The organism is Massilia brevitalea (assembly GCF_030711405.1).
Lineage (GTDB): Bacteria > Pseudomonadota > Gammaproteobacteria > Burkholderiales > Burkholderiaceae_D > Telluria > Telluria brevitalea.
The window spans coordinates 164,294-186,129 of the sequence record NZ_JAULSI010000005.1; the positions used below are offsets into that span (position 1 = coordinate 164,294).

20 protein-coding genes are annotated in these 21,836 nt (G+C 65.7%); 6 read left to right on the forward strand and 14 right to left on the reverse strand.

What is annotated here, in order from left to right; translation table 11 throughout:
* Nucleotides 1-80 precede the first annotated feature (80 nt).
* Entirely contained in the window at nt 81-881 is an 801-nt protein-coding gene (locus tag QWL29_RS04760) for a hypothetical protein (protein ID WP_305821738.1), read from the forward strand.
* A 42-nt stretch (nt 882-923) separates the two neighbouring features.
* Nucleotides 924-1,673 carry a hypothetical protein gene (locus QWL29_RS04765; protein ID WP_305821739.1) on the forward strand — a complete coding sequence of 250 codons (750 nt, stop codon included), beginning with the start codon at nt 924-926 and terminating at the stop codon, nt 1,671-1,673.
* A gap of 34 nt (nt 1,674-1,707) precedes the next feature.
* Here QWL29_RS04765 and QWL29_RS04770 read toward each other — a convergent pair whose 3' ends face one another.
* From QWL29_RS04770 to QWL29_RS04785, 4 genes are all read right to left on the reverse strand, one after another.
* On the reverse strand, nt 1,708-2,631 hold the full coding sequence (locus QWL29_RS04770) for a glycerophosphodiester phosphodiesterase (protein ID WP_305821740.1): 924 nt from the start codon (nt 2,629-2,631) through the stop codon (nt 1,708-1,710).
* Complete coding sequence (locus QWL29_RS04775) at nt 2,609-4,168, reverse strand: hypothetical protein (RefSeq protein WP_305821741.1); 1,560 nt, start codon at nt 4,166-4,168, stop codon at nt 2,609-2,611. Before QWL29_RS04775 ends, QWL29_RS04770 begins: the two co-directional genes overlap by 23 nt.
* A gap of 6 nt (nt 4,169-4,174) precedes the next feature.
* Nucleotides 4,175-5,119 (reverse strand): hypothetical protein, encoded by a 945-nt coding sequence (locus QWL29_RS04780; RefSeq protein WP_305821742.1) that lies wholly within the window; start codon nt 5,117-5,119, stop codon nt 4,175-4,177.
* 145 nt (nt 5,120-5,264) lie between these two features.
* Nucleotides 5,265-5,465 carry a hypothetical protein gene (locus QWL29_RS04785; protein ID WP_305821743.1) on the reverse strand — a complete coding sequence of 67 codons (201 nt, stop codon included), beginning with the start codon at nt 5,463-5,465 and terminating at the stop codon, nt 5,265-5,267.
* A gap of 278 nt (nt 5,466-5,743) precedes the next feature.
* On the opposite strand from QWL29_RS04785, the gene QWL29_RS04790 reads away from it, so the two are divergent.
* Nucleotides 5,744-6,412 (forward strand): hypothetical protein, encoded by a 669-nt coding sequence (locus QWL29_RS04790; RefSeq protein ID WP_305821744.1) that lies wholly within the window; start codon nt 5,744-5,746, stop codon nt 6,410-6,412.
* On the opposite strand, the gene QWL29_RS04795 is transcribed toward QWL29_RS04790, so the two are convergent.
* The 6 genes from QWL29_RS04795 to QWL29_RS04820 all read right to left on the reverse strand — a co-directional run bounded on the left by QWL29_RS04795 (nt 6,395) and on the right by QWL29_RS04820 (nt 13,510).
* Nucleotides 6,395-6,712: a hypothetical protein gene (locus QWL29_RS04795; protein WP_305821745.1), complete on the reverse strand. Its 318-nt coding sequence runs from the start codon at nt 6,710-6,712 to the stop codon at nt 6,395-6,397. The genes QWL29_RS04790 and QWL29_RS04795 overlap by 18 nt on opposite strands.
* Before the next feature lie 204 nt (nt 6,713-6,916).
* Nucleotides 6,917-8,593, reverse strand: a complete 1,677-nt coding sequence (locus QWL29_RS04800) for a PQQ-dependent sugar dehydrogenase (RefSeq protein WP_305821746.1) — start codon at nt 8,591-8,593, stop codon at nt 6,917-6,919.
* 142 nt (nt 8,594-8,735) lie between these two features.
* Nucleotides 8,736-10,424 (reverse strand): M14 family zinc carboxypeptidase, encoded by a 1,689-nt coding sequence (locus QWL29_RS04805; RefSeq protein ID WP_305821747.1) that lies wholly within the window; start codon nt 10,422-10,424, stop codon nt 8,736-8,738.
* A gap of 33 nt (nt 10,425-10,457) precedes the next feature.
* Nucleotides 10,458-11,969: a sensor histidine kinase gene (locus tag QWL29_RS04810; protein WP_305821748.1), complete on the reverse strand. Its 1,512-nt coding sequence runs from the start codon at nt 11,967-11,969 to the stop codon at nt 10,458-10,460.
* Nucleotides 11,966-12,859, reverse strand: coding sequence for a hypothetical protein (locus QWL29_RS04815; RefSeq protein WP_305821749.1), 894 nt, complete (start codon nt 12,857-12,859; stop codon nt 11,966-11,968). Before QWL29_RS04815 ends, QWL29_RS04810 begins: the two co-directional genes overlap by 4 nt.
* Nucleotides 12,860-12,865: 6 nt before the next feature.
* Entirely contained in the window at nt 12,866-13,510 is a 645-nt protein-coding gene (locus tag QWL29_RS04820) for a response regulator (RefSeq protein WP_305821750.1), read from the reverse strand.
* 270 nt (nt 13,511-13,780) lie between these two features.
* Here QWL29_RS04820 and QWL29_RS04825 point away from each other — a divergent pair, with 270 nt between their 5' ends.
* From QWL29_RS04825 to QWL29_RS04835, 3 genes are all read left to right on the forward strand, one after another.
* The gene (locus QWL29_RS04825) at nt 13,781-14,470 is read left to right on the forward strand and encodes an energy transducer TonB (RefSeq protein WP_305821751.1); all 690 of its coding nucleotides are present in this window, start codon (nt 13,781-13,783) and stop codon (nt 14,468-14,470) included.
* 83 nt (nt 14,471-14,553) lie between these two features.
* A complete protein-coding gene (locus QWL29_RS04830; protein WP_305821752.1) occupies nt 14,554-16,917 on the forward strand; it encodes a M28 family peptidase in 2,364 nt (787 codons plus the stop codon).
* A gap of 53 nt (nt 16,918-16,970) precedes the next feature.
* Nucleotides 16,971-18,605 carry a M28 family peptidase gene (locus QWL29_RS04835; RefSeq protein ID WP_305821753.1) on the forward strand — a complete coding sequence of 545 codons (1,635 nt, stop codon included), beginning with the start codon at nt 16,971-16,973 and terminating at the stop codon, nt 18,603-18,605.
* 157 nt (nt 18,606-18,762) lie between these two features.
* Here the strand turns inward: QWL29_RS04835 and sodC are convergent, their stop codons facing one another.
* From sodC to QWL29_RS04855, 4 genes are all read right to left on the reverse strand, one after another.
* On the reverse strand, nt 18,763-19,290 hold the full coding sequence (gene sodC, locus QWL29_RS04840; RefSeq protein ID WP_305821754.1) for a superoxide dismutase [Cu-Zn] SodC: 528 nt from the start codon (nt 19,288-19,290) through the stop codon (nt 18,763-18,765).
* Nucleotides 19,291-19,377: 87 nt separating this feature from the next.
* On the reverse strand, nt 19,378-20,721 hold the full coding sequence (locus QWL29_RS04845; RefSeq protein ID WP_305821755.1) for a type II toxin-antitoxin system HipA family toxin: 1,344 nt from the start codon (nt 20,719-20,721) through the stop codon (nt 19,378-19,380).
* Nucleotides 20,721-20,945 (reverse strand): helix-turn-helix transcriptional regulator, encoded by a 225-nt coding sequence (locus QWL29_RS04850; RefSeq protein WP_305821756.1) that lies wholly within the window; start codon nt 20,943-20,945, stop codon nt 20,721-20,723. The genes QWL29_RS04845 and QWL29_RS04850 overlap by 1 nt, the downstream gene beginning before the upstream one ends.
* A 473-nt stretch (nt 20,946-21,418) precedes the next feature.
* A complete protein-coding gene (locus QWL29_RS04855) occupies nt 21,419-21,601 on the reverse strand; it encodes a hypothetical protein (protein WP_305821757.1) in 183 nt (60 codons plus the stop codon).
* Nucleotides 21,602-21,836: the final 235 nt, after the last annotated feature.

The window sequence follows — 21,836 nt, forward strand, 5'->3', positions numbered from 1 at the left end:
TTGAACCGGCTCGAACCCGGCAGCGATACACGGGCACAGATGCTAACACCGACCCACCCTGACCCGAGGAGCCACTACCCATGCATACCCTGACCACTTCCGCCCGCACCGTGCGCGGCAAAATCCTGCGCGACACGCAAGCCGGCCCCGGCCTGCTGGCGGTCGACGGCAACAAGATCCCGTTCACGCTCGAGGACCACTGGAGCGGCACCACCCCGCCGCAGACCGGCGGCACGGTCGACATCGGCTTCGACGACGGGGGCCAGCTGCGCACCGTGAACCCGGTCGGCGTCGGCAAGGAAGAACTCGAGATCGCCGGCGAGCTGGCGCGCCAGGCCCTCGGCAAGGGCGCGCCGGTGCTGCGCGCATCGGTGCAGAAGATCGGCACCCCGGTGCTGGTGGCCATGGCCATCGTCGCCATCAGCTGGATCTGGCTGCCGGCGGTGACGGTGCAGATCATGGCCGGCATGTCGCAAAGCGCCACCATGTTCGACGTGCTGCGCATGGTGAACGCCGGCGCCAGCCTGCAGAACTTCGGGCGCGGCGGCAGCGCCGGCATCTACGGTTTGCTGTGCATCCTGGCGATGGCTGCTCCCGCCCTGCCGGCCCTGTGGAAGCACCGCCTGGCGCCGCTCGGCTACTTCGCCCCGCTGGCCTTCCTCGCCGCCGTCGGCCTCGTCATCTACACGAAGATGAACGCCATGGCCAACGCCGCCACCGAGCAGATGGGCGGCCTCGGCGGCAGCCAGATGGGCGACATCGTCGGCGCCATGATGAAACAAGTGATGCAGGCCGTCTCGGTTGGCTTCGGCGTGTATGTGTCGCTGGCCGCCGCCCTGTACCTGGCCTGGATCGGCCTGCGCGCACTCCGTCAACGTTAATCCACCCTCAACCTTGCCACCCTTAACCTCCAGAGCACAACCATGAAAAAGACCACCATCCTCGCCGTCCAGATCGCCCTCGCCTTCAGCCTCGCCGCCTGCTCCAAGAAGGATGAAGCACCGGCCGCCGCCGCACCTGCGGCCGCATCTGCTGCCCCCGCAAGCCTGGCCGACCTGCAGAACCCGCAAGCCGTCAACAAGGCCGTGGCCGCCACCCTGCCGAAGGGCGACCCGGCCACGCCTTTGAGTGCCTACCGCAAGATCGACAGCGGCCACCAGGTGATGTTCATGTACTACGCGCTGTCGAACATGCCGGCGCCCTACGACGAGATCGCCAAGACCTATTCCGACGAATACCGCCGCACCAGCGACAGCTTCCAGCAGCGCGACATCCTGAAGGCGCTGCAACCGCGCATCGACGGCGAGATCGCCGGCGCGAAGAACGGCCGCTACGTCATCGTCGACCAGCAGGACAGCCGCCTGCTGCAGCGCTACGACTTCGAAAAGAAATCCTTTGCCATCAACGACTTCTCGGACGACCGCTACACCTTCTTCAACGACAACAGCCAGTACACGCTGGCCACCACCAACGCGGCCGACTTCTCCGCCTTCAAGGTGACCGACGAAGCCAAGGCGCGCGAGATCGAGGGCTACCTGAGTTCGTATAAACCGCTGCGCCTGGAGACCTATGCGTATGCCCAGGACGCCGATCCGAGCAACCGCCGCATCAAGCTGCAGGTGCTGAAGGTGCGCTTGCTGGATGCGCGCGGCACGGTGCTGGCGGAGATGTAGGGCACGTAAGGTGGGCGGCCATGCCGCCCCTTACCTACCTCAGCTTCGCGCAGAATGCTTCAGCGCCGCCATCGATGATCGCCCCGCTCGGCCACATCCCCGTCGCACGGCGCGCCTTCTGCAAGGCGGACGCCAGCGCACTGTCCCCGTCCACCGCATACACGAACACCGGCATGGCCAGCGCCGCCGCGTCGTTCAGCAAGTTGCGGTTCGCCTCCAGCGTGCGCGCATCGACGTGCACGCCCACCGGCGCTCCCACCCGCCCCTGCAGATTGCTCAGCCAGTTGCGGTCCAGGCGCGGCGCCTGGGCGTGGCTGGCCACGAAGCGCGTGGCGCGCGAATTGCCCAGTGCCTGGGCATTGCGCGGATCGAGCACGATCAGCCCCAGGTAACCTTCGCGGTCGGCCTGGCGCGCGCAGCGCAGGTTGCCCTCTACCGGCGAGGTCAGGAACCAGTTGCCATGCCCGACTTCGCCGCGCAGCTGCTGCACCAGCGCGCCGACGTCCTGGCAGGCCGCCACCGTCTTGATCTCGGCGTTCAGCGTGCCCTGCGGGTAGCTGGACGCCAGCTGCGCCAGGTCGCTGGCGAAAGGCGGCGCCTCGCCGGTCACCGCGCCGCGCAATGTCATGCGCGCGGCGCGCCAGTCGGCGCTGCGCAGGCTGTTCACCGGCACCGGCGCCGCGGTGCGCACCACGCGGCCAGTGGCCTGGTCGTGGTGCACCACCCATTCACGGTCGCCCAGCATCTGCAAATCGGTCTCGACGCCGTCGAAGCCGCCGGCGTAGGCCGCGCGCAGCGCACCCAGGGAATTCTCCGGCGCCTGGCCATTGCCGCGGTGCGAATGGATCTGCATGCCGAGGCAGTCCGCCTGCACGGGCGCGGCGGCCAACAGTGCAGATAACAGCGCAGCCGGCAGCACTGCGGCGAGCGCGGATTTACGGTGTGGGTTCATAGCCATAGTTCAGGTCCTGCAAGAGAGTGACGCGGATCGCTTCATTGACGGGATAGCTGTAGCCCTGCCCCACCGCTACCACGTGGGTGATGTTGCCTATCAAGGCTTTGCGCGTGCGGGTCCAGCCGGTATCGCCCTCTTCCGGCGCGCGCGACTGTTCCATCATCTGGACGAACAGCTCGCTGCGCGTGATGCGGTTCTCGACGAACGACAGCAGCAGCCAGACGCCGGCAAACGCGGCCACCAGCACCGCGATGGCGGTCCAGCCGGCGCGCCGGCTGAGCGTGTCCTGGCCGGGGCTGCGCAGCAGCAGCACCAGCGTGGCGACCAGGTACAGCAGCTTCGAGAAGTGGCCGATCGCGCCCAGCAGCGAAAACGCCAGCGCAACCGGCGGTACGATGGCCGCGCGCGCCGCCTCGTTGCCGTCCTTGAACAGGCGCGCGCCGTATTCGAACTGCGCAGCATCCGAGTCGTAGCTGGCGCGCTTGTCGCGCACCGCCTTGCCGACCATCGCCTCGTACAGGCGCTTGAATTCGGCCGCGCTGCCGTAGTCGTGCGCCACGGTCGCGCCGGCCGGCAGCGCCAGCGCTTCGCGCAGCTGGCCCTGTACGCCCGGACGCGCCACGAACTGCGCGAACGACAACCCCGGCGGAATGCGGTCGCGTCCGACCACGATGCCGCTGGTCGACTTGCGGTAGCGCTGCTCGACGGCGTCGCGGAAGGCCACTTCGTCGGATGGGTCCCAGCGCGCACTCACCGGCACCTTCTGGCGCACCTTCTTCACCACTGCGGCGCGGCGGTAGCCCGGCACCGTGTAGGGCGTCCAGTTATGCTTGCGCAGCGAATCGACGTAATCTTGCCAGGCCTTGTCCTGCTCGTGCTGCAGGTCGTCGTTCGAGGCCGACGGAATGCGCGCATATTTCTGCCAGTTGGTGTGGGTGCGCTTGATCGCTTCGAGGTAGTCCTCGTAGTACTGCTGGCCGGTCTTCGAACTGCGCACGATGTTGCCGATCACCTGGTCCTTGGTGCCCTTCATGCGCTCGTCCAGGGTCGAGCTCGACAGGGCCAGGAGGGGAAACAGCGCCAGGAAGGCCTTGCCCTCGGGCTGGGCGAACAGCAGCTTGTCGTCGACCAGGCCATCGAGTTCGGCCTGGCCATTCACCAGCGAGCGTTGCAGCAGAATGGTGTTGTAGGCCACGCGCCGGAACTCGGCTTCGCGCGTGGCCACCGATACGTCGACGAAGATCTTGATCGAGAAGAAAACGGCGCCGGCCACCAACAGGCAGCCGACCGCGATACGCAGCAGCGAAGGATACGAGGACTGGCTGTGCAGGCGGCGCCGCAGCATCACCTGCAGCAGCACCAGCGCCGCGGCCACGCCGGACAGGGTGCGGCCATATACTTCCAGGCGCTCGACGTCGTGCGGGCCCGCATTCCCGCCCACCACGTCGAGCAGGCGCGCATTGAAGCCGAGCTCGAAACACAGGTAGACCACGGTCAGCAGGATCAGGAAGACCAGTTGCTTGAGTTGTTGGGCGCGCATCGTGGCTTACTTCCTCAGGTCGATGCGGACCGGCTTGATTTCCTCGTCCGGAATGGTGAGACGCCCGCGCGGCAGCTCGTCGCTGCGCTTGCGCTGCGGGGTGGTGTCGCGTGCGACCGTGGTGTCGCGTGAGGTCGGGTTGTCGCGCGGCGCGGACGGCGCCTTATTGCCGGCCAGGGCGGCGCGCTGCGGCGGCGCCGGGATCACGCGGCCGCCGCTGCCGGCGATGCCCGTGCGGTTCGGCGCAGCCAGGCCGGGCGCAGTGCCGGGACGGCCATCGCCGCGTGCCGGCGGCATCGGAAAGGTCGGACGCAGGTTCTCGTCGGCGTAGGGACGCACCGCCATGTTCACACCCGCCGGCGCCGGCGCCCGGCCCGAATACAGGCGCTGGTCCATGTAGCTGTAGCGCTTCAGGCTGTTGTGCTCGGGGAAGTCGATGTAGATCGCGCGGCCATCCTCGTCCAGCGTGGCCTGGGGCCGGTCCTGGCAATTCCCGAAGCCCCACTGCAGCACATCGGTGCCTTCGATGGCCATCAGCGTGTACTTGTAGTGGCAGTTGCGTTCCTGGGTCTCGACGATCACCACCAGGCGCGATTCCACCTGCGCCACCATGGCGATGCGCGCCCCTACCGCATTCGGCAGCGGCACCACGCGGTAGCTGCCGATCTTCACCGAAAAGGCCCCGGTCGAGGGATCGTGGCGCAGCGAGCCAAGGGTGCCGTCGGCCAGGCGAAAGCCGCCCAGCTGCTTGCCGAAGAGCTCGGCCGTATCCAGGCCGATCAGCACGCCGCCGCGGTTGTTCGGCTGCACGGCGCAGCCGGCGGCCAGCAGGGAGGCGGCCAGGATCAGCGCGCGCGGCAGGTGTTCGAGACGAATGGACGGATTGATGGTGTTCTCCGAAAGTGGGCACGGGTAGATGCCGGGGAACACCGGTTGTAGCGGTGGTCCCAACGGTCCCGCAGTGCAACATGCGCTTGACCGCGCATTATGCCTTGCGATGCCGCCTGGAAAACTCACGCATTGTCACTTCCGGCAGCGATTTGCCGGGACAATCATGCCGCCGCCCGTGTTGCCAGGCGCGGCCGGACACAAGCGATCAGATGCCGCAGCGATCCCTGCAAGACGAAAAGTCCATCTGGCATTCGCTTTCAGGAACGCCGGCAGCCTTGCAAGCCTTGAAAACGGTGAAGCATTGCTGGGCGCAGGAAGGTGGATCCAGGGGGCCGAACGCCAGCGCGGAACCGCCCGCCATGCCCAGACCAATTGCAAACAGCAGCGTTGCCAACTTCTTGTTCATATTTGTCTCCAAAAGAATCAATCGTCGAATGCGCACCGAGCCAGAATGTGACATTTTTTAACTCAGCAGCAATGGCAACATCGCATCGCACGTGATGCAAGTCAAGCACTACGCTCCCTACATAAATCGCCTTATGCGCGCCGCATGCACAGCGCTGCGGCCAGCCCCTTCCCTGCCGCCCGTTGACCCGGTTTTTACGCCCATGCCCCCACCCTTTTCAGTCTATTTACCGCACTCTCGCTAAGCTGGACTGCCTCCCGACTCCAGCAGAGACAAGCATGATCATCGCCGTCGTCAACCAGCACGCCAGCGCCGACCGCAGCATCGTGGCGCGCAATCTCGCGGTGCTGCGCGCGCGCAGCGGACGCAAAGTCTGCCTGGCCATGACCGGGCTCTGGCATGGGGGCTACCTGTGGGGCGAAGCGCGCAGCGCGGCGCGCATCCGGCCCTGGCTCGACGTACGCAGCCTCGGCACGCGTGGCGTCGCCGGCAAGCTGGCCGGACTGCGGCGCCTGTTCAACGACATCGTGGTCGATGCGGGTGCGCGCGATACCGAGGAATGCCGCTGCGTGCTGGCCGCGGCGCGCGTGATCGTGGTGCCGGTGCGGGGCGGAGAAATCGACCTGGCCGGCCAGTACACGCTGGCCAGGCGCCTGAACGCGGCGCGCACCGTCAATCCGGAAGCACGCATCCTGTTCGTGGCGGTGTGCACCGCAGAGCCGCGCAAGGATGCCTCGCTGCTGGCCCATGTGCAGCGAGTGGGAACGGCGCGCCTGGCGCCCGTGCGGCTGCACGAACCGGGGGCCTGCGAATATGGCGCGGGACGCTGCGTGTGCGATGCCGAAACCTGCGACCCGGAGCTGGCGCAGGAAATGCACGACCTGTATCGCGAGGTGTACGCGCAACCGGTTGCGCGGCTGCGTGTTCCCCTACTCGGAGTCGCGTAGCCAGGACCGGCTGCCTGGCTTGACCGGCACGGCCGGGGTGGCGGCGGGCATGCGCCGCGCCTGCTGGGAGGCAGTGCGCGCCGATTTCGCCTTGGCTGCCGCATTCGCGACATACGACTTGACGCCCAGGGTGGCGCGGTACGCCAGGGCGGCCACGCAGATGATGATCGCGCTGACCGTGATCGCCAGCGCTTCAGGACGGCCGGCGATCACGAGGATGGACACTAAAGCGACGAGGTCGATGCAAAGGAGATAGTTAAAGCGCGATTTGGCAGCAGAATCGCCTTGGGATACGGACATGTTACGTTCCAGGTAAATCGTGTGGCAGGCAGATGCCAATGGATGCGATGAGGCGCGTCGAGACGAGAAAATGTGTATCGCATCATTTTAACATTTCCACACGGAAACTACATACTTGACATGTGCCTGTTCTGCCTGCCGCTGCTTCGCCGCGCCGGTAGCCATCCCCCGCCGACGCCTGCGCTTACCGGAACCTGTATGCGCTCAGTTCGAGCGCGCCGGCGCGATCCGCCACACCACGCCGCCGCCATCGTCGACCACCAGCAGCGCGCCATCGGCCGCCACTTCGACGGCCGCAGGGCGTGCCCACACGTCTCGGTCGCTCAGCACCATGCCGGTCATGAAGTCCTGGTACTGCCCGGTCGGCACGCCGTTCTTCATGAACACGCGCACCACCTTGTAGCCGGTGCGGATGCCGCGGTTCCAGGAGCCGTGCAGGGCCAGGAAGATGTCGCCCTCGTACTCTTTCGGGAAGGCGTGCTGCGCCCCCTTTGGCGCCTGATAGACGACCATGCCCAGCGGCGCCGAGTGCGACTGGATCAGGGTGTCGGGCACGATGGTCTTGTTCTTCAGGTCCGGGCGGATGCCCTTCAGGCGCGGGTCTTCGTTGGCGCCGATGTAGTACCACGGCCAGCCATAGAAGCCGCCCTGCTTGACGCGCGTGATGTAGTCGGGCGGCAGGTTGTCGCCCAGTTCGTCGCGCTCGTTCACGCTGCAGAACAAGTCGCCGGTGGCCGGGTGCACGATCATGCCGACGCAGTTGCGCAGGCCGTTGGCATAGGCGCGGCGGTTCTTGCCGTCGGCGTCGAAGGCCAGCACGGCGGCGCGCTCGGTCTCCTCGCCCCAGGCGGCGCCGACGCCATACTTTGCTTCCCATTGCGCCAGCGGCTGCGGCGGCTGGGCGCCGATGCCGGCAGCGACGTTGGTGGCCGAGCCGACCGACAGGAACATCGTCTTGCCATCCTTCGAGAAGGCGATGGTGCGCGTGACGTGGCCGCCGCTGGTGTCGCTGATCTTCTCGATCACGGTTTCGGGTTCGCCCTTCGCCTTCAGGTCGCCGCTGCTGTAGGGGTAGCGCACCACCGAGTTGACGTTGGCGACGTACAGGTACTGTGGTTTGTCGGCCGGCCACAGGGCCATGCCATAGGGGCGCGACAGGCCGGTGGCGTAGACGCTGACGGTGTCGGCCTTGACGCCATCCTTCGAGCGCAGGACAGTAACCTGGCCTTTCGCGGCTTCCGACAGGAAGATGTCGCCGTTCGGCGCGCGCAGCGGCAGGCGCGATTTGCCGAGCTTGTCGGCGTAGATGCCGATTGTGAAGCCTGGCGGGACGGCGGGCATGGCGCCGTCGGGGCGGGCGGCGAGTTTCGGGCCGTTGCCGGCGCTGTCGCTGGCGTAGGGTTTGATCAGTTCAGTCGGCTTAATGTGGTGCAGGTCGCCGGGTTTGTCCTGGGTCCAGGCGCCGGCCTGGTCGGCTGGTTTGGCGCTTGCTGTTATTGGCGCGGCGGCCTGGCCGGTTTGGTTGGCGAGGTAGGCGATGACGGCGGCGCGCTGTCTGGCGTCGGGCACGCCGATCGGCATTGCGGTGCCGGGGACGTCCTTGTTCGGGTCGCGCAGGAAGACGTCGAGTTCTTCGCGAGTCCAGGTCTTGCCTGATGCGCCGGCTTTGGTTAATGCATCGGTGTAGTTGAAATTGGAGACGGCGGCGGCTTTGCGGCCGACGACGTTGAACAGGCCGGGGCCGGCGAGTGGGGAGAGCTTGTTGTCGACGGTGTGGCAGCTGGCGCAGTTCTGGGTGAAGAAGGTTTGGCCGGGGGATGGGGCGGCGTGGGCGGCGGTGGCCAGGGTGAGGCAGAGAGCGGTGATGGTGGGGTGTCTCATTGTTTTTCTCTTGGTGGCGTGTGCCCGATGTTCATGCGGTATCGGGGCTGTTGCCTGTGCCGTTATTGGTAGGTTTGATCCGCGTGGGCTCGAGAGCCCACCCTACGGGAGATGTCGAGTATCCGTACCGCGACTATCAAGCTTAGGCGATCATGAAGACGGGGTAGCGGCGCCATTCGGGTTCGCGGTATTTGGCGCAGTTGGCGAAGATGAAGTCCAGCACGGCTTCCTGGTTCGACAGCAGGCCGGGGTTCGCGGCTTTCCAGTCATTGAACTTCGCAGCCAGTTCCGGTTCGTCGCGCAGCAGCTGTTCGGCTTCGTCTTCGAACACGTAGTCGGAATAGGCTTCCTTCTTTTCCAGCACGCTGTTGAAGAAGCCCCAGCGGAAGAAGCTGTCGTGGGCCAGGGGTTCCAGGGTCTCGACGGCGTAGCGAGCCTGCTCCTGGTCGAGCGGGACGATGTAATCGCCGGCGCGCAGCAGCACCTGGGCGCGGCGCCTTTCCAGCTGTACGTCGTCGTGGAACAGGTGGCCTTCGTAGGCGTTGGGGCGCGATGCCACCGAGGCGATGTGGTAGTAATCCACCTCCTGCATCCGGTCGGCGTCGACGCGTTCAAGCTGCACGCCGTTCAGCTGCAGGCGCTCAACGGCTTCGCGCCAGGCTTGCGGGATCACATAGGCTGTTGGCGCGGGCACGGTGATGTCGGCGTTGAAGCGGTTGTACCAGGCGATGTCGCGTTCCCAGGGGCTGTTGCGGTCGTAGTGCAGGCGCGTGTAGCCGCCCAGGACGCTCGGCTTGTACTTGGCCTCGTAGCCCTTGAAGCGGAAGCTGCCCGGGTTGGTTTCGTCCATGGCCCAGTGGATCGGCCATTCGGCGCGGGTGCGGCTGGCGGCCTTGGCGGCGCGGCGCAGGGCCTGGATCTGGGCGGCGTGCTGCACCGTGAAGTCGAGCGCGCTCTCGACCAGGGCGCGCATCGACTCGTAGCGGTCCTGGAAGGGTTTCAGCATGTGGGTCTCGGGCATGAAACCGATGGTGTGGTGCAGGGCCGCATAGCCGGTCGAGAAGCGCGCGGTTTCCAGGAAGTCGGCAATGCCGTGGTCCGGGCTGTCCTTGACCGGATTCACGTAGGGGCAGGTCGGCCAGCCGCGCTGCGCCATGTCGGCGTACAGCGCAGGCAGCATGGTGTCGCGCAGGAAGCCGCCTAGCTCTCCGCCCAGCTTGTCGGGCTGGGTGTGGATCAGGGTCATCGTGTAGCTGTAGTCGGCGCCGTTGGAAGTGTGGGTGTCGACCATCACGTCCGGGTCCCAGGCCGTGAAGAAGCGGTTGAAGACCTGGGCCGTCAACGTGTCGCACTTGACGAAATCGCGGTTCAGGTCGAGATGACGGCTGTTGCCGCGGAAGCCGAACTGCTCGGGGCCGTCCTGGTTCACGCGCGAAGTGTTGGCGCGGTTGATGCTGCCGTCGACGTTGTACAGCGGGATGAAGATGAACACGGTCTCCCCGAGCGCCGCCAGGCGCGCCGGCTGGGTGCAGAAGTCGCGCACCAGCGCCATGCAGCCGTCCACGCCTTCGGGTTCGCCCGGGTGGATGCCGTTGTTGTTGAAGAAAACCGGACGCCCGCTGTCCTTGATCTGCTCGCGCCCGAACACGCCGTCGGCACTGACCACGCCGGCGTGGATCGGCAGGCCAGCGTCCGACGTGCCGATGGTGCCGAAGCGCAGCACGCCCGGGTAATCGCGCGCCAGCGCTTCGTACCAGGCGATGCAGTCGCTCCAGGTGGTGGTCTGGTTCTGGTTGCCCAGTTCGTAGGGCGTCTTCATTTCGTTCGGCATGGGAGGTTCCGGCAGGGAGAGAAAATCGAGCCGCTACGATACAGCACTGGCGGCGGAAAGTGGCAGGGTGATGGCAACCGTGGTGCCGCGCTGCGGCGCCGAGCGTAGGGCGATCGCACCGCGCAATGCGTACACGCGCTCGCGCATGCCGATGATGCCGATGCCTTCGGAACGGAGGGCCGGCTCGAAGCCCTGGCCGTCATCCTCGACCGCGATGCGCAGCACATTTTCGTCGTCGTCGAGCACCAGGCTGACCTGGGCGAAGCTGGCGCCCGCGTGCTTCATCACGTTCGACAGCGCTTCCTGCACGATGCGGTAGGCGGAAATCGCCAGCTCGTTCCCCAGGCGCGAGAAGTCGCCCTCGGAGTGGAAGGCGAAGCGGCAGCCGGAGCCGCTGTCGTAGTGGCGCAGCATCTCTTCCACCGCGCCGTGCAGGCCCAGCATGTCGAGCACCTCGGGACGCAGGCGCCGCACCAGGCGCCGGCCATTGGCGTACAAATCGAGCGCCAGCTTGGTGATGGCCTGCGCCTTGTTGCGGATGTCCTCAACCTCGGGGCCGGCCGGCGCCCTGGCCGACAGCATGGCGATGCTCTGCGCCTCCAGCCGCACCGCGATCAGCGAGGCGTTCAGTTCGTCGTGGATCTCGATCGCGATGCTCTTGCGCTCGTCCTCGATGATGTTGTTCACCTTCTGGATCAGTTTGCGCTTGTCGGCGTCGGCGCGCAGTGCCTCGTTGCGCGATTCGAGCAGGTCTTGCGTGCGCGCCGCCACCTTGTTTTCCAGGTCCTGCTTGGACTGGTCGAGCGCCACCGACATCTCGCCGATCGAGCCTTGCAGCTCGCCGATCTCGCCGCCGGTGGTCACCGGCAGCTCGATGCGGTAGTTCCCGCCGCGGATTTCGCGCAAGGCGCCAATCGCGTCGCGCAGCGGCAGGATCAGCGAGCGCGCCAGCACCCAGGCCAGCACACCGCTGGCGGCCAGCGCCAGCGCCGCCATCGCCACTTCCACCTGGAAGCGGCGCGTCTGCTTGGCCAGCATGTTCGCCGGCGACATGGTCACGCGCACCGCCCCCACCACTTCGGTGGTCAGCGTGGGCGGGCGCGTGTCGCTGGAGGCCGAGACGTGCGGGATGCCGTTGTCGGTGAACAGGTTGATCCACACCACCTGCTTGCGGATGGCCGCTTCGTAGTAGTGCGGTTCGGAATCAAGCGCGCTCTCGGAGGTCACGCGCACGGCGCGCTTGCCGGTGGCGTCGACCACGTCGATGCGGTAGATGCTTTTATCGGACTGCACCAGGCCGTTGATGGTCAGGCGCAGGTCCGTCAGGTTGCCGGAGATGACGTTGTACTCGCTGGTCTCGGCCAGCGCGCGCGCCAGGATGCGGCCGCGCTCGGCCAGCTCCTCGGCCACCTGGGCCCGGTGCGCGTACCAGGAATACCAGAGAAAGGAAGTGAACAGGAACGCGACCGGCAGCATGGTGATGAAGGCCATGCGCAGGCCGATGCTCCAGCTGCGCCAGGGCTGCACGAGGCGGCGCAGGCTCATGGCCGCGGCCTGGCAAAGCCGCGTGCGTCCTTGCCGACCACGATGTCGAGCGAACGCGCCACGCCCTCGTTGATCGTGGTGCGGAAGTAGCGCGGGAACTGGGGTGCGGGCAGCTCGCCGCTGGCGACAAAGGCGGCCGCCACTTCCGCCACCTGGGCGTTGATGTCCTCGATGTCGGAATAGGTGGTGGCCAGTGCTCCCACCTTCACCATGTCGCCCGAAAAACCGATCACCGCCTGCTTGCGGCGGTAGGTGGCGAGCAGGATGCTGCGCACGTTCTCGGGGTTGTAGACCGCACTGTCCGGCAGCGCCAGCAGCGCTTCGCTGCGCTTGACGCGTCCCAGCAGCTCGCCGATGTCGTCGCTTGGCGCCGCGCGCACCAGGTCGGCCTTGCCCTGCAGGGCGTGGACGAACGTGTCCGCATCCTGGCCGACGATGGCCGCCACCCGCACCGGACGCCGGTACAGCAGGCTGGCCAGCTGCAGCTGATCCAGCGGCGCCGGCTCGGCGTACACCGCCGTGTTCAGGGCGGCGCGCGCGGGCGGCAATGCGCCGACGACCGAGCGCCATACCTGGCTCGAAGTGAAGGCTGCGATCACCACGCAGTCGCAGCGCCGCGCCACTGCCTGGCGCAATGCGTCCGGGCCGATGGCAATCGTCACCATGCGCCGCTTCTGCGCCAGCTCGGTGCGGAAGGCGGCAAAGGTCGGCACCAGGCGCTTGTACAGGTCTTCGGCGATGCGCGCGCTGACGGCGCTGTCGTCGCCGGTGACGATCTCGAAGCGGTAGCCCTGGGCCTTATCCGGCGGCGCAGCCGTGGCGCTGCAGGCGGCCAAACCGAGGGCCAGGCTTGCCAGCAGCCTGCGCAGGGAATGCGCGACGCGGCGCATCGCGGCTCAGGGCTCGATCAGGCCGTACTTCACGGCCAGGCGGGTAATGTGGGCCTGGCGCTCCACGCCCAGCTTTTCCTTGATCGACTGGCTGGTATTGCTGATGGTCTTGGTCGACAGGTTCAGGCGCTCGGCGATCTCGGCATTCGTCAGGCCCTCGGCCATCATCTTGAAGATCTCGAGGCCGCGCTCGTCGAGCTGCGACTGCGGCGACACGTCGCCGCGCACGGCGATGCTGGCCAGGCGCTCGGCGATCTGCGGCGGGAAGTAGAGCTTGCCCGCATGCGCCTGGCGCACGGCGGCGGCCAGGTCGGCCGGGTCGCAATCCTTGGTGACAAAGGCGTGGGCGCCGATGCGGTAGGTTTCCTTGATCAGGCTGTCCTGGTCGAACTGGCTGAGGAAGACCACCTTCGCATGCGCATCGGCCTTCAGGATCTGCTGGGCCGCGTCCAGGCCGGTGAGTTCGGTACCGAAGCGGATGTCGAGGATCACCACGTCCGGCTTGCATTCGGCATACAGGGCGATCGCTTCATCCGGCGTGCGCGCCTGTCCCACCACTTCCATGCCTTCGGCGGCCAGCGACATGGCGAAGCCGGTCATCACGATCGGGTGGTCGTCGGCCAGCATGACGCGGATTGCTTTGGTTTTCACCTGGTATCTCCCTAGTGTTGCGGCCGGCCGCTTGCCAGAAGGTGGTAGCGGCGCCTGCCAATGGGCAGAACAACGGCGCTCTGCAGCTTGATTATTTCATACAACGCAGGGCGAAGCGAGCCGGCCTTTCCTCTCTGCCCGGGCCCGGCTTTGCATGCTTTTCGGACCGGGCGCACGAATGCTGACAAATCGCTTTACCAATTACCAATTGATGGCATATATTACTTCCAACAGATAGCAGACAGATATTCTTTCCTAAAGGAGAACGTCATGCATTTCTCACCCGCGTACCACGATAACGGCAACAAGGCCGGCAAGTTCGCCCTCGTCGCCGGGCTGCACGCCCTGATCGCGATCGGCGTCGTCAACATGATGAACGGAAGGGTGCTCTCGCTTCCCAAGCTGACCGACCCCGACACGGTCTTCACGACGCCGCAGCCGCCCGTTCCGCCACCGCTGCCGCCCGACCCGCCTACCCCGGTGCAGCGCCTCGCGCCGCCCGACATCGTGGTGCCGAAGGTCGAGATCGAGATCGCGCCGCCGCCGGTCGAGAACCCGGTGCGCACCACCTTCGAGGCCGACCCGCTGCCGCCGCAGCCCACGCCAAGCGAGGCCAGGGTCGAGCCCACGGCCCCCGCCTCGGGCAGTGGTACCGGCAGCGGAACAAGCAGCGGCACAGTGCGGACCATCGCCCTGGCCGAAGCCAGCGGCTGCGCAACACCCACGTATCCGGCGCGCGCCGCCCGCAACGGCGACAGCGGCACCGTGGTCCTGGCCCTCCTGATCGGCACCGACGGCCGCGTAGCGACTGCCCGCGTGCAGAAATCCAGCGGCTCGCGCGACCTCGACAAGGCCGCCCTGAATGCCCTGAGCATGTGCCAGTTCAAGCCCGCCACCAACAACGGCGTGGCCGAAGCCGGATGGGGGCAGCTGGCCTTTGTCTGGACGCTGGGCGACTGAATCGGTTCTCCCCTCTTTGCCCGCCACGTCTCAGCCTGGCGGGCTTTTTTTGCGCCCTTTTGCGCCCTTTTTGAGAAGCCTGGATGATTTCCGATCACGCCCACGAGCACGAACACGAACACGAACAACAGCGCGCCCATGCCGGCGCCCTGGCCGGCCTCATCGCCTTCCTGTTCCTTGCGCTGCTGGCCTGGCTGGCGCTGCGCGACCACGGCGCGCCCGCGCGCCAGCGCCAGCAGCAACCGCTCGCGCACGATGCGCCAGCCGACCGCTTCTCGGCTGCGCGCGCCCTCGACCAGCTGGCAGCGATGCCGCAGACGCCGCGGCCGATCGCCAGCGACGCCAACCGCCGCGCGCGCGAACACATCGTGGGGCAGTTGCAGGCGCTGGGCTACGCGCCGCAGGTGCAGCGCACCGTGGTGCAGAAGAACTACGTCGACTATAACGCCAACTACGAGGCCATCGTCGGCGTGGTGCACAACGTGCTGGTGCGGGTGCCCGGCACGGATAGCAGCAACGCGGACCGCCAGCGCCGCCCTGCCCTGCTGCTGGCGGTGTACTACGACAGCGACCGCGGCAGCCTGGGCGTGGCGCGCGGCGGCATGCCGGTGGCGGCAAGCCTGGAGATGCTGCGCGCATTGCGCCACGGTTCGACGCCGGCAAACGATGTGATCGTGCTCTTTGCGGACGGCGAGCGCGCCGGCAGCCTGGGCATGCAGGCCTTCGCCGAGCAGCACCCGTGGGCACGCGACGTGAGTCTGGCGCTGCGCTTCGATGGCGGCGGCAGCGGCGGCCCGCTCATCCTGTACAACACGCGCAACGCCAACAGCGCGGCCATCGACGGCTGGCGCCGCGCCGTGCCCGAGGTGCGCGGTTCTTCGCTGATGCACGAGATCCACCAGCTGGCGCCGGGCGCGCTGCGCATCGGCGCACTCGACAAACTCCGGGTGCCGGTGCTGCAGTTTGCGAACACCGGCTTGCCGCTGGACCGCGCGGGCGAACTCGATACGCTGGCGCGCCTGCAGCCGGCCACGCTGCAGCACATGGGCAGTGCGATGCTGCGCCTGGTGCAGTACTTCGGACAGGCGCGGCTCGACCCGCGCATCGGTAATGGCCAGGTGTATTTCGAGCTGCCCTTCGGCGCCACCGTCCACTACAGCGCAGCCCTGGCGTGGCCGCTCGCTTTTTTTAGCTGCCTGCTGCTGGCGGGCGCGGGCCGCCTGGCCTGGCGGCATGCCGGCATGCGCTACACGCCCTTCGTGCAGGCGGCTTTCCTGGTGCCGGCGCTGGCGGTGGTGCTGGGCATCGGCGCCTGGCAGCTGTGGATGCACGTGCCCGCGCTGCACCGCGCCTGGAATCCGGCCGCGCCCCTGCATGCGCTGGCCTACCTGCTGGGCGTGTCCGCGCTGGCGGCGGCCTTTTATCTGGTCGCCCAGCGCTGGCTGCAGCGCCATACCGGCGCCATGGCGGCGGCGCTGGCCGCGCTCGGCGCATTGACGCTCGTGCTGCTGCTGGCCAGCTGGCTCGCGCCCGGCGCCAGCTACCTGCTTGCCTGGCCGCTGCTGGCGGCCCTGGCCTGCTGCGCCGGCCTGCATGCGGGGCGCGTGCAAGCCTGGCCGCCGGCCGCGCGCCTGGCCCTGCTGGTGCTGGGCGTGGCGCCGGCCGTGGTGCTGGTGCCGCCGGCGCTGCGCGACAGCTTCCTGGTGCTCTCGCCGCAGCGCATGAACCTGCCGGTGGCGATGCTGGCGCTGCTGCTGGGCGTGTCGACCCTGCTGCTGGCGGCGCACGCGCGGCGCTACGTGGCGCGCACCCTGCTGCTGCTCGGACTGGGCGGACTGGCCCTGGCCGGCAGCGCCGACGAAGCGCGTGAAGCACCATCGGCGCGCGCCAACAATCTCGTGTACTACCGGGACATGCCGAGCTGGGACGCCTACTGGCTGAAACCCGCCGGCCCGCTCGACGACTGGGAGCGCACGCTGTTCGCCAACCTCACGCGGCCGCATTATTTCGTCAGCGTGTTCGGCTGGAGCGAGCCGGAACAGTGGTATGCCTGGGCCCCGCGCAAAGGGCTGGAATTCCCCTTCATCCGCGTACTCAGGAACGGCAAGGCGCCGAACCGGCATGCCGACTTCACGCTGTCGTCGAAGAACCGCGCGCCCGAGATCCGGCTGGACGTGATCAACGCACGCGTGCTGCGCGCCACCATGAACGGACGCACCCTGCTGGACAAGGAAGCCAAGACCCTGAAGATCATCGCCTATGGCATGGAAGACGACACGCTGCACTTCCGCATCCGCGTGAAAGCCGATCCGATCTTCGGCGTGCAGGTAAAGGAAATCGTGCCCGGGCTGCCCGAGCACCTGCTGCCGCCACGGCCGGCGAATGCGCCCGCCCTGATTCCCGGGAGCGGCACGTCAGTCTCGGCGGACATGCTGTGGTTTTACTAGTTAGTGCTCTACAATGCTGCGGCACTTCCTATAAACCACTGCAGCAGGATTCCATGCACAAGATCGTCTCCTCCGTTGTCGTTACCGCCCTCGCCAGCAGCCTGGCGCTCGCCTTCCCCGCCCATGCGGCCAACAAGGCGCAAGCCGCCACCGTCCAGGAAGGGCCGCTGCGCGGCCACCTGGCCTTCCTCGCGTCCGACGCCATGGAAGGCCGCGGCACCGGCCAGCGCGGCGGCGAGCTGACCGTGACCTATCTCGAGAGCCAGGCGATGGCCGCCGGCCTGAAGCCGGCCAACGGCAACAGCTTCCGCCAGGAGGTCAAGATCGCGGGCGTGCGTCCGCTGCCGGAAAAGAGCAACGTCGGCGTGGTCGCCAACGGCCAGGCCCTGCCCTTGAGCTTCGGCGCCGACTGGGTCTGGGCGCCGGGCGATGCCAAGCCCGACCACACCATGGATGCGGAACTGGTCTTCGTCGGCTACGGCATCACCGCGCCGGAAGAAGGCTGGGACGACTTCAAGGGCCTGGACGCCAAGGGCAAGGTGCTGGTCATGATGGTCAACGACCCGGCGCCGACCGCCGCCGAGCCGAAGCGCTTCAACGGCGCCGGCCTGACCTACTACGGCCGCTGGACCTATAAACTGGCCGAAGCAGCGCGCCAGGGCGCGGCCGGCGTGATCCTGATCCACACCGACGCCTCGGCTTCCTACGGCTGGAGCGTGGTGCAGAACAGCTGGGCCGCCGCCGAGCGCTTCCAGCTGGCCGACGCCGACCTCGGCACCGGCATGCAGGGCTGGATGACCGATGCCGCCGCGCGCAAGTTGTTTGCCGCCGCCGGCCAGGATCTCGATAAACTGCGCGCCGCCGCCGAAAACAAGGCCTTCAAGCCGGTCACCCTGAACGCGCGCGTAAAAGGCGAAGCGCGCGCCGCCGTGCGCACGCTGAACGAGTACAACGTGGCCGGCGTCGTGCCCGGCACCGATCCGAAGCTGAAGGACGAAGTCGTCATCTACAGCGCCCACTGGGACCATATGGGCAAGCAGGGAACCGAGGGCGACACCATCTTCAACGGCGCCGTCGACAACGCCTCCGGCACCGCCGGCCTCTTGGCGATGGCGCAGGAAGCCGTGCGTCATCCAGCCAAGCGTTCGCAGATGTTCCTGTGGGTCGCCGCCGAAGAGCAAGGCCTGCTGGGCAGCGCCGCCTACGCCGCCAAGCCGCTGTGGCCAGCCGATAAAACCGCCGCCAACCTGAACCTCGACAGCCTGAACTTCGTCGGCGCCGCCAAGGACATCGGCGTGCAGGGCAGCGAGCGCACCGAACTGGGCGCCATGGCCGCCGCCACCGCTAAAGCCATGGGCCTGGTGGTGGCCCCGGCCAAGCCGGATCTGGCCGGTGGCTACTTCCGCAGCGACCACTTCAGCTTCGCGAAAGCCGGCATCCCCGCCTTCTCGGTCGGCGGCGGCAGCGCCTGGGTGTCGAATGTGGAAGCGAACAATGCCAAGGCCAAGGCCTACCGCGCACGCTACCACCAGGTGAGCGACGAGTACGACCCGAGCTGGGATTTGGCGGGCATGGTGCAGCAGGCCCAGTTCACACTGAACCTCGGCCGCATGATCGCCGACAGCTTGACGATGCCGGCCTGGAAAGCTGGCGACGCCTTCGGCAAAATCCGCGCCGCCGCAAAATAATCGCTGCGCTGTAAAACAAAAGCCCGGTCAGTCATGACCGGGCTTGTAGGGTGGGACTCGTGCCCACGCGGCACGGCTTATGCGAATGGCACGCTCATGAAAACGATGCCGATCAATGAAATATTATTTCGCTCAACCGTAAAAATGAAATTTTATTTCACTCAATAATCCCGCACACAATCCGCGCCCCGCCACCACCCAACGGCGCCGGATGATCCGCATGATTATCCCCACCCGCATGCACCATCAGCGCCTTGCCCTTCACATCGGCCAGCTTCAAGCGCGGCGCCAGCACCGGATTGCCCGCCGCCCCCGAGCTCTCGACATACAGCGCAGGCAAATCCCCGATATGCCCATCGCCCCACGGCAGCCCGTGCTTCTTGCTGCCCGTGGTATCCAGGTGCCCGCCCGCCGCGCCCGCCGGCACCGGCTTGCCATCCTTCTGGTTCGTATCGCAGCTCTTGTTCTCATGCACGTGGAAGCCATGCACGCCTGGCGGCAGCCCATCCAGCTTCGGCGTGAACACCAGCCCGTATTTGGTTTCGCTGATCGTCACCGTACCGGCCGACTTGCCGACGCCGGCATCCGACACCGCATTCATCGTCGCGCGCATTTCGGCGGCGTGCACGGCTGCGCCGGCGTAGGTGGAGCACAGCAGCGCCGCGCAGATCCATTGAGCTTTCATGGCATTCCCTTTCATTGACAGTATTTGAACGAGACAACGCGCATGAGTGTAGAGGATTCGCGCAATCGGGAGCGCTCGGCCGGAACGTCAATGCCCGGGCCGGTCGGCGCCCTGCTCCGGCGGCGTGTCAGGCTCCGGCTCTTGCCCGAGGAAGCGATTGCCAAGCCTGGTCGAGATCGACGTGATTTTGAACACCAGCCGCTCCACCATGATGCGCTCCTTGTGCTCCAGGTGCGGCTTGATCTCTTCGGCGGCCGCGGCAATGTTGGGACCAACCTGCCGTGCCATGTCGACCGCCAGCTTCTGGAGAAAACGCGTCCCGATGCCGAGCTGCCTGGCAAGTTCGACCAGATGGTCCTGCGTGAGTTTTCCGGGTTCCGATTCGCCTGCAATGTCGAATGCAAACTGTGGAGATAGCCCGGCATACACGCGAGTGCACATCATGTCGTAGAACGGCGCCAGGCGCAGCCCGCTCGGGGTCGCCAGCAAAGACAGGTTCTTTGCATGGGAATCATTATTCTCGACGCACAAATTAAAAAATAGCCAGCGCAACAGGTTGCGCCGGTCCGGTGCAGGCTGGACCGAGAGGGACAGTTTTTCGTAGCAGTCCTTGAAGCCCGGTCCTCCTTCATATTCATATTTGGCTCCAGATTGCACGCCCAGCAACTGGCACAAATCGGCTTGCCACAGCCGGCGCAAGGAGCCATCCTGCTGGCGCACCCGGTCGTAACGCTCGACGAGACAGGCCTGTGCAATCGGCTGGTAATGAACGCGCGCAGTGGGCAGCCCGCACAGCGCCGCCGCGCGCATCACGATCGTTTCGTTGACGGACGAGGCGAAGGTCTTGATGTCAGGACGCCCGATGTCCGGCTTGAGGATATGGGTAGAGGGAGCATTCCCCAGGGGACGCGACGGCATGCCCTGTTCGTCCAGATAGAGCAATATCTTGAACTGCGCGCCGGACATCGACATGCGTGGCTTGGGCATGTCTTTCACCGCTTGCTCGATGGCTTCGCGCTCGGCCGACTGGGCGCCATCGGCATGCACCAGCACCTTTACCTGTTTCCAGGTCAAGGGTTGGTAGACGGGCGGCTGCGGCGTCTCGCCTTCCGGTAGCAGCGTATAGGCGCCGGCACTCTCGCCGCCGATGCGCGCCAGCATGCCGAATACCGTGCTGACCTGTTCACGCAGGCCGATCATGGTGCGCTGCTCGCCTTCTGGCAAGAGGTTTTCAAAGAATGCGCCGATATAAGGCGTATCGATGGTTCCGGCTTGCAGCGGCACGTCGGGATGGATGGCTTCGGCTCCGCTCTTGCGCAACCATTCTTCGCTGTAGCTGAATGACAGTGGATCGGTATTGTGCAAGGTTCCGATCAAGCCATCGGGACCGTAGACCCATAAGGCAGGGGGAATGGGAAGCCGCGTTGCCATCACGATTTCCTTCTGGCCGTCAGCTCCAGTCCCAGGAGGGACAGCACATCGAACACCTTTTGTACGTGCAAAGTTTCTTTGCCTCGTTCGAGATCGATGATAAAGCGGTTGCTCAAGCCGGCCAGTCCAGCAACATCGAGTTGCGTCAGACCTTGTTCCTTACGTACCTGTCGGACCAGTTGTCCAAGATGCGCCATGGTCGAGACGGTTTCAGATGTGCTCATGTCGGCCTCAATGTGATACATCGCTCACATTTTAGCATTCATACTTCTAAAAAGCGTAAAAAGTGAGTCTACGCTCACATTTTACTCTAAAGGCTCGTTTGGATGACATAAAGTGAGTGATCGTATACTTTTCAGCATTATCGATATCTCTCGTGACATAAAGTGAGTGATCGTACACTTTAAAAGCAAAAATGGACCGGTATGTACCGGTCCATCGCAGGTCAAAGCATGAAGCAATAACTTATGGGTAATAAACCCAGCAAAGACGTTTGAAGGTCGTGCACTCGCCGGTTTCCTCGCAAATCATGCGCATGTCTTCGCACGATTCGAAGCTCGGCAAGGCAAATGCCGGCGCCATGGTCGACAGGCTGACGCCCGATGCCACGGCGACGCAGAAGACTGCCTTCTTGAAGAAATTTATGATCCCTCCCCCTTTTTATAGTCTGCTTGTGCGGCTGATCTGCCGTTGCGAATTAATCCAGGCCGTAGATGCTGCACAGGCGGCGGAAGGTGCCGCAGTCGCCGCCTGCGTAGCAAGCTTCTTGCATGGCCAGGCAGGTTTCATAAGTCGGACGGGCCCAGGCTGGCCCCATCGACGAGACCATGACACCAGCGGCTACAGCGGCAGCGAAAACAGTTTTCTTCAATTTCTTCATTACGCTTCTCCAGGTAAATAGAACAGGTATGCGAATAGAATTTCATGAACTGCGCCATCAAAATAACGGCCATTGATGCTATCACTGCAGTTTTTTGATGGCAAAACCTATTTTCAACCGCCTTGCATTTTGTATTTACTGATTTATGCTGAATAAATAGTTATCGGGCGCCATGCATATTTAGAGAAAAGACGTAGCTATCTGCATTGACGGGTAATGGCCAATCCCGGCCTTT